The sequence below is a fragment of the Alteromonas sp. CyTr2 genome, assembly GCF_947311905.1.
Lineage (GTDB): Bacteria > Pseudomonadota > Gammaproteobacteria > Enterobacterales > Alteromonadaceae > Alteromonas > Alteromonas macleodii.
In genome coordinates this window covers 23,902-36,821 of record NZ_CAMZMZ010000005.1, presented here as the reverse complement: position 1 = coordinate 36,821, position 12,920 = coordinate 23,902, and the positions used below count along the sequence as shown (strand labels likewise).

Annotated in this window: 10 protein-coding genes; 2 read left to right on the top strand and 8 right to left on the bottom strand. The window is 45.8% G+C overall.

Features of this window, described 5'->3' with window-relative positions; all coding sequences use genetic code 11:
- The first annotated feature begins 314 nt into the window (after positions 1-314).
- A complete protein-coding gene (locus QME20_RS04670) occupies positions 315-542 on the top strand; it encodes a hypothetical protein (protein ID WP_156079099.1) in 228 nt (75 codons plus the stop codon).
- A 75-nt stretch (positions 543-617) separates the two neighbouring features.
- On the opposite strand, the gene QME20_RS04665 is transcribed toward QME20_RS04670, so the two are convergent.
- Complete coding sequence (locus tag QME20_RS04665) at positions 618-2,585, bottom strand: cation:proton antiporter (RefSeq protein WP_156078002.1); 1,968 nt, start codon at positions 2,583-2,585, stop codon at positions 618-620.
- A 263-nt stretch (positions 2,586-2,848) separates the two neighbouring features.
- On the opposite strand from QME20_RS04665, the gene QME20_RS04660 reads away from it, so the two are divergent.
- Positions 2,849-3,748: a GGDEF domain-containing protein gene (locus tag QME20_RS04660; protein WP_156078001.1), complete on the top strand. Its 900-nt coding sequence runs from the start codon at positions 2,849-2,851 to the stop codon at positions 3,746-3,748.
- 125 nt (positions 3,749-3,873) lie between these two features.
- Here the strand turns inward: QME20_RS04660 and tilS are convergent, their stop codons facing one another.
- The 7 genes from tilS to fabZ form a co-directional block, all read right to left on the bottom strand.
- Positions 3,874-5,199: a tRNA lysidine(34) synthetase TilS gene (tilS, locus tag QME20_RS04655; RefSeq protein WP_281715533.1), complete on the bottom strand. Its 1,326-nt coding sequence runs from the start codon at positions 5,197-5,199 to the stop codon at positions 3,874-3,876.
- Positions 5,200-5,481: 282 nt separating this feature from the next.
- Entirely contained in the window at positions 5,482-6,438 is a 957-nt protein-coding gene (gene accA, locus QME20_RS04650; RefSeq protein ID WP_049585989.1) for an acetyl-CoA carboxylase carboxyl transferase subunit alpha, read from the bottom strand.
- A gap of 68 nt (positions 6,439-6,506) precedes the next feature.
- Positions 6,507-9,971 (bottom strand): DNA polymerase III subunit alpha, encoded by a 3,465-nt coding sequence (dnaE, locus tag QME20_RS04645; protein WP_281715532.1) that lies wholly within the window; start codon positions 9,969-9,971, stop codon positions 6,507-6,509.
- A 4-nt stretch (positions 9,972-9,975) separates the two neighbouring features.
- On the bottom strand, positions 9,976-10,548 hold the full coding sequence (rnhB, locus tag QME20_RS04640; protein ID WP_014948565.1) for a ribonuclease HII: 573 nt from the start codon (positions 10,546-10,548) through the stop codon (positions 9,976-9,978).
- Positions 10,541-11,689, bottom strand: coding sequence for a lipid-A-disaccharide synthase (gene lpxB, locus QME20_RS04635; RefSeq protein WP_156077997.1), 1,149 nt, complete (start codon positions 11,687-11,689; stop codon positions 10,541-10,543). Before lpxB ends, rnhB begins: the two co-directional genes overlap by 8 nt.
- Positions 11,690-11,691: 2 nt before the next feature.
- Complete coding sequence (gene lpxA / locus QME20_RS04630; RefSeq protein WP_015066413.1) at positions 11,692-12,462, bottom strand: acyl-ACP--UDP-N-acetylglucosamine O-acyltransferase; 771 nt, start codon at positions 12,460-12,462, stop codon at positions 11,692-11,694.
- Between the two features lies 1 nt (position 12,463).
- A complete protein-coding gene (gene fabZ, locus QME20_RS04625) occupies positions 12,464-12,913 on the bottom strand; it encodes a 3-hydroxyacyl-ACP dehydratase FabZ (RefSeq protein WP_156077995.1) in 450 nt (149 codons plus the stop codon).
- Between the last annotated feature and the right edge of the window lie 7 nt (positions 12,914-12,920).

Here is a 12,920-nt window from a genome sequence, read left to right as displayed (position 1 = left end):
TTGCTACTTTAGTTGGTGAAATTCATTAACATTTATTTTGTATTAGCTTAGGTAAACATTCTAACTTCTTAGAAAGTAATGACTTTTGTCACTTGGCAACCTACTTGCAATCTCTCATTATAACACTGCTAGTGTGATGGACTTAACGGGTTACATTTTTTACTAAAAAGTATGTTAGATAACCGCTATAGTACCTGAAGCGAAGCAGTAATTTTACCGATGAGTATTTAACTAAATACGGGGTGAATTAGGCAACAGGCCAAATTTTCACCTACACTGTTTTAAAGCCATTTGTGAGGGATACCACCGTGAATATGACCGCGATTGCAATAGTAGCCATTTGTGCCTGGGCCTTAGTTTCCATTGTCGAAAGTGCAAAAGACAAAAGTAAGAAGAAACTTAGCAGCAAAGAAACCGATGCTTATAAAGCCGAAATTGCAGAGCTTAAGGAACGAGTTTCTGTGCTTGAGAAGATAGTGACAGACGAGCGCTACGACCTAAAAAAGCAATTTGCAGACTTAGAAAGCGACCGCGTAGCGTAAGCTTGAACTCACGTAATTCAACACATGTTCCATGGCAAGCGCGCTAGACTAAACAACGCTAAGTTTAACTGCGTGCTAGCTCCCTTCTAATAGTTTTCGCTCTGCTCGCTCCACACGCCGGGGTTTACCCGCAATCACTAGCACGTCATGGGCTTGCAAAATAGCGTCTTGGTCTGGGTCTTTAACTTCATTTCCATTCCGTCTTAGGCCCTTAATCGCTACTCGCATTCTCGAGAAATCGATATCTTTTATGGCTTTGCCAATACAGGAAGCGTGTTCGGACAACACCACAGCATGGATAAACTCTAACTTGTCTTCTGTGCCATAGGTGATCTCTGTTGTTTCTCCCGGGTAAAAGCCGTGCATATGATCGTAGCGACCTTTTCGCTCAGCTCGCACCCGCTTTAAAATACGAGACATTGGCACGCCGGCGTAATGCAGCACCTGCGATACCAACATCAAGCTCCCCTCTTGCAGCTCTGGCACGACTTGATTGGCACCCGCGCTGTATAGGCTTTCAAGCTGGTAGTCTCGTTTGGTACGCACCATAACATCTGTAGTGCTCGTAATGCTTCGGGTCTGCGTTATCACCTGCTTGGCCTTATCGACTTGATCAAACGTAACAAGCACAAGCTTGGCACCTTCTACATTGGCAGTAATCAATATATCTTTTTGACTCGCATCACCGAAGATGACGGGCTCTCCCGCGTTTCGACTCTCGTGTACTCTGACAGGATCCATATCTATGGCAACAAAATGAATGCCTTCCATTTTCAGCATACGTGCTACCGACTGTCCAACGCGGCCAAACCCACAAATAATGACGTGGTTGGTTAACGGCTCTGCATTACCAAAGCTCACATTGTCATCGAACGAGATATCCTTGTTAACAATACGCCTTGCTATAGTGACGCTGTTATTCATAAGCCACGGGGTTAACGCCATACTGATTACACCCATGCACACAATCAGCGATGACTGCTCTGACGTTAACACGCCGTGTGTCGTAGCAAGCGCAGCAATTACAAAACTAAACTCGCCAATCTGACAAAGTTTAACCCCAGCAGACCAGCCATCTATTACATCGGTTTTAACTAATAGAGATGCGCCTCTTACTAAAATGACTTTAACTATCATCAAAGCAAAAACGCCAAAAACAATCTCAAACAGGCTGTTCCACAGTACAGTGAGTTCTAACTGCATACCCACGGTAACAAAAAATAACCCCATTAAAATATCTCGAAACGGACGAATGTCGGCTTCAAGTTGATACTTGTATTGGCTTTCCCCCAACATCATACCCGCCAAGAAAGCGCCTAGCGCCATGGATAGCCCGAAGTAATAAGTTAGCCCTCCTGCCAATAGGGCAATCAATATAGTGGTCAGAACAAACAGCTCGTCAGTCCTTGTTCTTGCTACCTCTCTAAACACCCAAGGTAGTAACCACTTACCCACTGACATTAGAAACGCAATGACAAACACACCTTTAAGCAACGCCTCGCCTAAAGCTAGCGCAATACTTACTTCACCAGTCTGGGCTAAAAGAGGAATAGCAATTAGGAACGGAACCACCGCTAAGTCTTGAAAGAGTAAGATACTCACCGCTAATTGTGTACGCCTGTTATTAAGAATGCCCATTTCGGTAGCTTGCTTAATTACAATAGCGGTTGAGCTTAACGCCAGCGTACCACCAATAATGATGGACGCACTCATTGGAATGCCGAGAAACAGAGGAACACAGGTAAACACTGCCGTGGTAAACACCATTTGCCCTAATCCTACACCGAATACTAAAGAGCGCATTGCCAACAATTTAGGTAACGAGAACTCAAGACCAAGTGAAAAGAGCAAAAACACTATGCCCACTTCAGCGAGCAGGTGCATTTCTTCTGGGTGGGCAAACACAGATAATAGTTGTGGACCCGCGAGTACGCCGGCAAACAGATAAGCAAGAATAGGAGGGAGATGAATGCGTTTAAATAATGCGACCGCACATACCGATATAAACATCAATATCACGATATTTAAAAAGCTCGTCCCCACACTACCTCCTAAAGCTACATAAACTTCCATTTGTAAAACAAGCGCGATAAATCACGCGATTTTACGCTTTAAACTAAAGACTAGTGCCTGAAACACTTTGTTGGCATCTAGTTTGCAAAATCCCCTGTGTAAATGCAGATCCGGCAAGTTTTGCCGCTGTGATCGCCATAAATTCCGCGAAAATGCAGATGTGGCCACAGAAACGTCAGGGCTTTGACACTTGTTTCTTTGCATATCAACGCATTTTGTATAGGGGCACTACTGTGGATTTTTCAACGTCAGTCTACGATAGCACACAACATAACAATTTTTACCCTGCTGAGAGCACAGGTAAATCACTCTCTTTTAGTGAATTATCAGGCTTTATCACGCAGCTACTTTCTACTCTTGAACTACAAGAGCTAGGTGGCGTGTATTTTCAGCAGCTAAACACGTTGTTACCTATTGTCGGGTTTAGCTTGTCTGACTTTGACTCGCGTTGGGTGTACGGTAATGCAAAGATATCGTCAACACTCATTGATTTACCACTACAAGGTGCCAATGCCGTTAATGGCGATCAAGCTCATGTCTATTATTACATTAGTTCACCCTTGTCGTTATCGCAACGGGAGAGTCTATTCCAACTGCATGATTTATTTGGAAAACAAGTAAAGCACGCTCTTTCATTGATGCGTGTGCAACAGATGGCGACTAAAGATGTGTTAACTGGCTTAGGTAACCGAGCGGGCTTTGAGCAGTCAATGACAAGACAACTCGGCTGGGCGCAAAGACACGATGATCCTTTCGCACTTTTGGTGATCGACTTAGACAACTTTAAGTATGTGAATGATAATTTTGGTCATGGCGAAGGTGACAAAGTACTTGTCCATGTTGCATCACATTTATCTAATGTTCTGCGGGATGAAGACGAAGTATTTCGCTATGGCGGCGATGAGTTTTGTTGTTTGCTAGACTGTCAGTCGCAACAGCAACTAGCTTGTGCAGCCCAGCGTATTCAAATGAGTATCAATAGCTCTAGCTACTTATCTCGCTTAGGCGTATCAACCAGCCTTGGCGGCGCGATTTATCGCGACGGCGATACGATGAGTAGCCTATTTGACCGTGCTGACAACGCCCTGTATCGCGTGAAAAACTCTGGCAAAAATAGTTATCACGCAGCGTAACGTCGCGATTTGAATTTATCAGGATGGCGGCAAAGCAATGCCGCTTTTGCACATTATTGCCATGGATACCATAAACAAGAGTATCTAGCCCTTTCAAAAAAAGGCACTTTTAGTGCTACATAGATTCAGTCGAGACTAAAGGTTATTTCTATATCTGGCGCTTTGGGCTGCAGATAAACACAACGTCCTTCAACAATCAGTGCGATAGGCTCGTCGTTAATCAAGATTGCCGGCACGCCGTTTCGCTCCCATCTTGGCACGCGCCATACCTTAAACCATTCTTTCAGCAACTTAGATACGTTCGCATTTTCTGGCTTTACTTTAAGGTTGCGAGCATTGGTTTGCAGAGAAACGGTATCTTCTTCTCGCGCTTTTGGCACTGCAATTCGAATATGGCCTCTAAGCCAAGGAAGCGCGATATCTTGGTTGGGCGCTAATTCTAGGTTTTGCGGTACTTCATGAGTAGCGTTCACCACCCAATAAAGGTCTTGGTCAAACCGTATTACCCTGCCCCATTTAAAGTTCACTTCAGGGGTTGCGTCGTACTTTGCCTTTAGCATTGCGAGAACTTGGTCTGTCTGTGCTTTTGACGGCGACAACTCGCCTTGAGCTCGAAACCACGCGCGAATGACCATAGCCTGCCACGGTAACGACAATGCAGCGAGTTGTTGTCCGTCGAGCCTGAGATCTGTGCGTTTACAATCTTCAAAATATTTTTGGGCAGAATCGCTGACTAGTGCGCTTTGTTCAGCACAAAGCTCGGCGCTGCGCCCCACGGTTTTGGTTAACTTAGGCCATCGCGCCAGCAAGTGAGGTATAATTTCGTTCCTTAAGAAGTTCCTATCAAAGCTATTTTGCTGATTAGATTCATCCTCAACCCACTGCAACATTTCCTCTTCGGCATAAGCTACAATCTCGGCTTTCTCTAGTGCTAGCATAGGGCGCATTATCAAGGTGTCACCTCGGTACTGAACTTCTCCCATACCCGCTAAGCCTTGTGGACCAGCACCGCGTTTAAGCTGAAGCAATACGGTTTCAATCTGATCTTCGGCATGTTGTCCTAAAAGCAATACACCGCCTATTTGGTCACACACTTCTAACAATGCGTTGTATCGAACCTTACGCGCTTCTGCTTCCAGGCTTTTTCTCGACCCCGTATCAACATCAACTCGATACAAATGAAATGCTACGTCTTCAAGACGACACTGTAATTCGCAGTGCTTTGCCCACTGTTCGGCATTTTCACTTAAACCGTGATGTACATGTACAGCATGAATTGGGCTATCAAACTGTTCCCTATATGCAATAACGGCTTGGAGCAGAACGGTCGAATCCACACCACCGCTGTAAGCAACGACGAGTGGCGTTTGAAGTGGTAGCTTTACATCAGTGAGAGATGTCGCTATGCGGTTGACGATATGTTCGATTGTTGGGGATTGTAGAGGGGTCACAGACCGGTAATACCTTATTCTTTCAACGCTATATTTTACTGAGGTTTAACTTTGTATTTGGCTAAGCACTGGCTTTCTAATAACACACTTTCTAATAACACAAGGGGGTTGGTTACCTTTGGTAAACAACCCCCTTGTTCGTATACGACATTACATGACCGACATGAATTAAGCCGCCGCTCGCTAGATTTTATATCAAGCGTCTAAACTGATAGAGCGCAGGTGTACATAGCGGCTAAATGCACCTTTCATGCTAGTTTTCTTAATGAACTTATAATGAGCTTAGCAATAACCGAACGACAGTAAACGCTGGTAACGCTCTTCCATCAATTTAGTTTTATCTAGTTCTTTAAGCTGGTTAAGCTGCTGCTTAATGACGGCCTTCAAATTAGCCGCCATGCCATTATGATCGCGATGCGCACCACCTAAAGGCTCTTCAACAATACTGTTAATCAGGCCTAGCTCTTTAATTTGTGGCGCACTTACGCCCATCGCTTCAGCAGCGAGTGGTGCTTTTTCTGCGCTTTTCCACAAAATAGACGCACAACCTTCTGGTGAAATAACCGAGTACGTAGAATATTGAAGCATATTAACGCGATCGCCAACACCAATCGCTAGTGCACCACCTGAACCACCTTCACCGATTACGGTACACACGATTGGAACAGTAAGCTCAGCCATTTCGAATAAATTTTTCGCGATTGCTTCACTTTGGCCGCGCTCTTCAGCGCCCACACCTGGGTATGCCCCTGGCGTGTCGATGAAGGTAATAATAGGCATGTTAAAGCGCTCAGCCATCTTCATAAGACGCAGGGCTTTACGATAACCTTCTGGTTTAGGCATACCGAAGTTACGCTTAATTTTTTCGTTGGTGTCACGCCCTTTCTGATGACCAATAATCATCACCGGCTGATCATCTAGCATTGCTGGGCCACCAACAATCGCTTTATCGTCAGCGAACGCGCGATCACCAGCAAGCTCGTCGAATTCTGTAAAAATACGAGGAATGTAATCTAACGTGTATGGACGCATTGGGTGACGTGCAAGTTGGGAAACTTGCCATGCGCCAAGATCAGAAAAGATCTTTTTAGTCAGCTCTGCGCTTTTACCGCGAAGCTTATTGATTTCTTCTTCAATACCAACGTCAAACTCGCCACCTTGATTCACCAACCTAAGCTCTTCAATTTTTGCTTCTAGTTCGGCTATTGGCTGTTCAAAGTCCAAAAACTGTATACTCATTTCATGTCCTATTCGTACTACGCTCGTCTATGCAAACGCGAGATGTCCAATCTATCGAACTCTTACCCTTAATGGTAGAGAATTGAAACGGCTTTGTCTCCCAAACATTGTTTGAGATCGTGCAAAAGTTGGTCTTCAGGGGTAACGTACCATCTTGCACCACACGCTAAGATTACTTCAGCGTCTGGATGGGTTACCGCTAACTGAACAGGACAACTTCCGCCGCTAAATGCCTGCAGGATAGATTGCATCTGACTCATTTTCTTCGGTTCAAGCAGCTGGGTATCAATATTAAGTGCCAGCGCTCTCGCGTTTTTCTCTCGTGCCTGAACAATGTCCATTACATCACGGGCGGTGATTGTATTGCCCCCAGAGAAATCATCAAAGCTGACCTGTCCCTTTATAAGCAATATTCTGTCAGTTTCTAACACACTTTCGAACTGTTCGTACATATCGGGGAAGAAACGTACGTCTATTCTGGCACTCTTATCATCCAGTGTCACTATGGCCCAGCGACGACCCCGCTTGTTCGTCATAACACGCACGCCAAGCACCAGTCCTACTGCACTGGCCATTTGGTCTTTGTTGGTTGGTTTTAAATCAACTAATCGACCGTCGGTGTAGTAACGCAGTTCTTCCGCGTACTGATTGATGGGGTGGCCGGTTAAGTACAAGCCTAGCGTGTCTTTTTCACCTTCTAGCCATACTTTTTCAGGCCACTCAGGGACATCGGCAAACGCTTGCTTCACGTCTTCTGGCTCGGTAGTCAGTAGGCCAAACATGTCTGACTGACCAAAAGACTCGGCTTTTGCGTGCTGTCCAGCGGCGGCAAGGGCTTCGGGTAAGCTCGCCATAAGGCTGGCGCGATGCGGACCTAAGTTGTCCATTGCCCCCGCTAGTACTAGCTTTTCTAGCACTCGCTTGTTTACCCGTTTAATGTCTATCTTGGCGCAGAAATCAAAAAGATCTTTAAATGCCCCTTGGGTCTCCCGCGCTTCAATAATCGCTTCAATCGGGCCTTCACCTACCCCTTTAATCGCACCGATACCGTAAACAATGCGACCTTCGCTATCAACGGTAAATTTGTATTTACCCGCATTTAAATCTGGCGGCAGTATTTCGATGCCCATGCGCTCACATTCATCGACAAGCGTCACGATTTTATCGGTGTTATCCATATCAGCCGACATTACCGCAGCCATGAATTCCGCAGGATAATGCACTTTCAGCCACAGGGTTTGGTAAGACACCAACGCGTAAGCAGCAGAGTGAGATTTGTTAAACCCGTAACCCGCGAACTTTTCTACCAAGTCGAAGATTTTCATCGCTAGATCTGGGTCAATATTATTGCCCTTCGCACCCTCAGCGAACGTGCCGCGCTGCTTCGCCATTTCTTCTGGCTTTTTCTTACCCATAGCACGACGAAGCAAGTCAGCGCCGCCCAGCGAGTAGCCCGCCATTTCCTGGGCTATCTGCATTACCTGTTCCTGATACAAGATAATGCCATAGGTAGGCTCTAGAATTTCTTTCAAGCACTCGTGCTGATATTCAGCATCGGGGTAGGAAATTTCTTCACGTCCGTGCTTACGATCAATAAAGTTATCTACCATGCCTGATTGCAGCGGGCCCGGACGGAACAGGGCCACCAGTGCAATAATATCTTCGAAGCAGTCAGGTTTAAGGCGCTTAATTAGCTCTTTCATACCGCGAGATTCCAGCTGGAATACCGCAGTTGTCTCGGCGTTTTGTAGGGTTCTGAAACTCTTAGGATCTTCAAGAGGAATAGCGCTGATATCGACATCAACGTTCTTCCCTTCTTTGATCATATCTATTGCCCACTGAATAATAGTCAGCGTACGAAGACCTAAGAAGTCGAATTTTACCAAGCCCGCCGTTTCAACGTCGTTTTTGTCGAACTGGGTTACGGGGTTTTTACCTTCGTCATCACAATACAAAGGCGAGAAATCTGTGATTGTGGTTGGCGCAATAACAACACCACCGGCGTGCTTACCGGCATTTCGGGTAACCCCTTCAAGTATTCGCGCCATATCGATAAGGTCTTTCACTTCCTCATCGCTTTCATACACTTCTGGTAGCTGTGGCTCTGCTTTAAACGCCTTTTCAAGCGTCATGCCTGGATCTGGTGGAATCAGCTTTGAGATTCTGTCTACAAAGCCGTATGGGTGACCAAGTACGCGGCCTACGTCGCGCACTACCGCTTTTGCCGCCATAGTACCAAATGTAATGATCTGCGATACCGCCTGACGCCCATAAAGCTCAGCAACGTGGTCGATTACTTCGTCTCGTCTATCCATACAGAAGTCGACGTCGAAGTCAGGCATGGATACACGCTCTGGGTTCAAGAAACGTTCGAATAGCAAGTCGAATTCAAGCGGATCTAGGTCAGTAATTTTTAAGGCATAGGCCACCAATGAGCCCGCACCGGACCCCCGCCCTGGTCCTACCGGAATACCGTTATCCTTACTCCACTGAATGAACTCCATTACAATAAGGAAGTAGCCTGGGAAACCCATTTGGTTGATAACTTCAAGCTCAATGCGAAGTCGGTCATCGTACTCTGGACGTTTCGCTTTGCGCACTTCTTCATCTGGGAATAGAAATTCTAGTCGTTCTTCCAACCCCTCTTCAGACACCTTAACCAAGAAGTCTTCGGTGGTCATGCCGCCGGTTGGAAATTGCGGCAAGAAGTACTCGTTTAACCGTACGGTAACGTTACAGCGCTTGGCAATTTCAACCGTATTTTCTATGGCTTCAGGAATGTCGCTAAATAACTCAACCATTTCCTCAGCAGTGCGCAGATATTGCTGGTCACTGTATCGTTTAGGGCGGCGGTTATCATCAAGCGTGTAGCCATCGTGAATACATACACGAATTTCGTGAGCATCAAAGCCTTCACGGTCAATAAAGCACACTTCATTGGTGGCAACCACGGGTAAGCCGCGCTGCTCAGCAAGCTCCACGGCAAGGTGCAAGTAATCTTCCTCACCTTGCCTACCGGTTCTGATAAGCTCTAAATAAAAGCGGTCGGGAAAATGAGTTTGATAAAACTCAAGGGCACTATCGAGAATTTTGGCGTTGTTTTTCATTAAACCCACACCAACATCACCATGCTGTGCACCCGATAACGCAATCACACCTTCGCTGTGCTCTGCCAACCATTCTTGATCAATGACCGCTCGGTGTGAGAGGTGCCCGCGAAGATAGGCCTTGGAGATAAGAATAGTAATGTTCTTATATCCCTCATTGTTCATTGCAATAAGGGTTAGTCTGAAAGGTTCATCGCCAAAGACTTCATTAGTAACCCAAAAATCAGTGCCGATGATGGGCTTAATACCTAAGTTATGTGCCTCGGAATAAAACTTTACCAAGCCACACATATTCATTTGGTCGGTGATCGCCACGGCAGGCATGCCAAGCGCGGCCACTTTACCTAGAATAGGTTTAACCTTATTCAGGCCGTCCATCATCGAAAAGTCGCTGTGAACACGTAAATGAATAAATGGCGATGACATGATTTTATTTCTCTTCGAGTAGCGCTTTTACAGGTTTAAAACTTTTTCGATAGCAATCTAAGATGCCATATTCAGCGATGGCTTCAAAGTGTGCTTTTGTGGGGTAACCTTTGTGCCCAGCAAAGTTATATTGCGGGTAGGCCTCGTGAAGCGAAATCATATCGTTATCTCGCTCTACTTTGGCAATAATGGAAGCCGCTGAAATTTCTGCGTGCAGGCTATCGCCTTTCACTACCGCTTCAGACTCAAAATTCCACGCAGGAACTCGGTTGCCGTCTACACGCACAAAGTCAGGCCTTACTGGCAGGCCTTCCACTGCGCGGATCATAGCGAGCATGGTAGCGTGCAGTATATTAAGCTTATCTATTTCTTCAGGGCTAGCTCTACCTATATTCCAGTAGAGTGCTTTTTCACGAATTTCTTGGGCAAGCGCTACGCGCTTTTTTTCACTCAGTTTTTTAGAGTCCGTTAGCCCTTCAATGGGATTTTCAGGGTCGAGAATGACCGCGGCGGTGACCACATCACCGACTAACGGGCCACGACCTACTTCATCAACGCCGGCAATTAACTTATGCAAACAATTCCTCCACGACAGCTTTTGCTGCTGTTTTATCAGCGTTGCATTTTAGCGTATGGTGGAGGTCGGTGAAACGGGAAATAAGGGCTGAATTATCACTTTCGAAGAAGTTGAGTAGCTGATTGCTCATATTCTCTGCATTTACTTCTTCTTGTAGTAATTCAGGAATAATAGCTTCATTAGCCAATAGATTTGGCAACGTGAAGAAAGGCGCTTTATACAAGCGCTGCATAATTTTATACGTGAGTGGTGCGAGTAAATAAGCGGCCACCATGGGGCGCTTACATAACATGGCCTCTAAGGTAGCCGTGCCTGATGCAAGCAAGATAACATCGCTAGCTATCATCGCATCTCGCGATGTGCCTTGCGTTACCTGAATGGGTAAACGTTCCTCTGCCTTATTGGCTTCCAGCAAGAGTGCCTTTATTTGCGTAAGACGATGTTCGTTAGCAGCAGGGATAAGAAATTGAATGTCGCTGCGTTTAGCATGAATAGCTTCTATGGTCTCCAGAAATACTGGAAGTAGCGTTTCTACTTCGCCTCTGCGTGAGCCTGGAAGTACAGCCAATACGGAAGCATTACCATCTACACCTAATTCTTGGCGCGCCGCATTTTGGTCGGGCTCAATTGCTATAGCGTCAGCCATTGTGTGTCCCACAAAGGTATAGGGAACGTGGTATTTATCGTAAACCTGCTGCTCGAAAGGAAATAAACCCAACACGCGATTAGTCGCTTTCGCTATTTTATGGATGCGCTTTTCACGCCACGCCCACACAGTAGGACTCACATAGTGCATGGTTTTGATACCGCGTGCTTTAAGCGCTTTTTCTACTCTTAGATTAAAATCAGGCGCATCAATACCCACAAAAATATCTGGCGGATTTTGCTCAAAGTGAGCAAGAAGCTGCTTTTTAACTTTCAAGATGGCAGGTAGATGGGAGAGGACTTCGACAAGTCCCATAACCGACAAGGTTTCCATATCGAAAAGACTATGAAAACCCGCGTTTATCATATTTGGACCGCCAATCCCTTCAATAACAGCATCAGGGTATTGGCGTTTTAACTCTGCAACCATTCCGGCGGCAAGCACGTCACCAGAGGGCTCTCCGGCAACCATGCCGATACGGATAGGCGTAGACATAATTAGCGAATAATGCCTCGCTTAGAGTCTTGTAAGAACTTCACCATAAGGGCCACACCAGGGAACTCCTGTGCGGGTTCGGCAAGTTTTTCAATGGCTTCGTCGACGGTATTGCCTTCACGGTATATTGCTTTGTAAGCGCGTTTAATGGCCATAACTTCTTCTTTGCTGAAGCCACGACGCTTAAGTCCTTCAGAATTAATACCCTGAGGAATATTTTTCTGGCCGCTGACCATAACGAAGGGAGGCACGTCGCGCAGAATAATGCCGCCAGCCCCCAAGAACGAATGGGCTCCAATCTTACAGAACTGGTGAATACCTGCGGCACCGCCAACAATGACGTGGTCGTCCATGTGAACATGGCCTGCAATCGCAACACTGTTTGCAATAATAATGTCGTTGCCAAGAACACAATCATGGGCAACATGAGAGTTGGCCATAAATAAACAGCGAGAACCGATTATAGTAATGCTGTTGTCTTGAATAGTGCCTCGGTGAACGGTTACCCCTTCCCTAAACTCGTTATCGTCACCGATGACAAGTTCAGTAGGCTCGCCCGCATACTTCTTATCTTGGCAGTCTTCACCAATTGAAGAAAACTGATAAAATTTATTGTTTTTACCGATACGCGTTGGGCCGCGTACCACCACATGTGATTTCAGAATACAGCCATCGCCTATGGTGACGTTGTCGTCTACCACACAAAATGGGCCAATGGTGACATTTTCACCAATCGTTGCACTTTCTGAAATTACCGCAGTTGGATGGATCACGTTAAGCTATCTCTCTCATCGCACACATAAACTCTGCAACACAAGCGATATCGCCATCAACGCTTGCAGTGCCTTTAAATTTCCAAATCCCTCTGCGCTCTTTAACTAGAGCAACATCAAACTCAAGCCTGTCACCTGGAACAACAGGACGCTTAAAGCGTGCGTTATCAATCCCTGCATACAAGTATAACTTATCATTGCTACCCATTGTCTTAAATCCTAAAACACCGGCAGCTTGTGCCATAGCTTCAAGAATTAATACACCTGGGAAAATTGGCTGTTCAGGGAAGTGCCCCATGAAACACGGCTCATTGATAGTGATATTCTTATAAGCCTTTACAGACTCACCCAGAACATAGTCTGTTACACGATCAACAAGTAGGAATGGATACCGATGAGGTAACAGTTCCAATATTTCCTGAATTTCGATGGTATTAAGTGAATTGGCCAAAAACTTT

Coding starts and splice junctions, on each gene's coding strand:
- lpxB (WP_156077997.1), bottom strand. CDS start 11,689: ATGTCTACGCCTATCCGTATCGGCATGGTTGCCGGAGAGCCCTCTGGT.
- QME20_RS04670 (WP_156079099.1), top strand. CDS start 315: ATGACCGCGATTGCAATAGTAGCCATTTGTGCCTGGGCCTTAGTTTCC.
- accA (WP_049585989.1), bottom strand. CDS start 6,438: ATGAGTATACAGTTTTTGGACTTTGAACAGCCAATAGCCGAACTAGAA.
- dnaE (WP_281715532.1), bottom strand. CDS start 9,971: ATGTCATCGCCATTTATTCATTTACGTGTTCACAGCGACTTTTCGATG.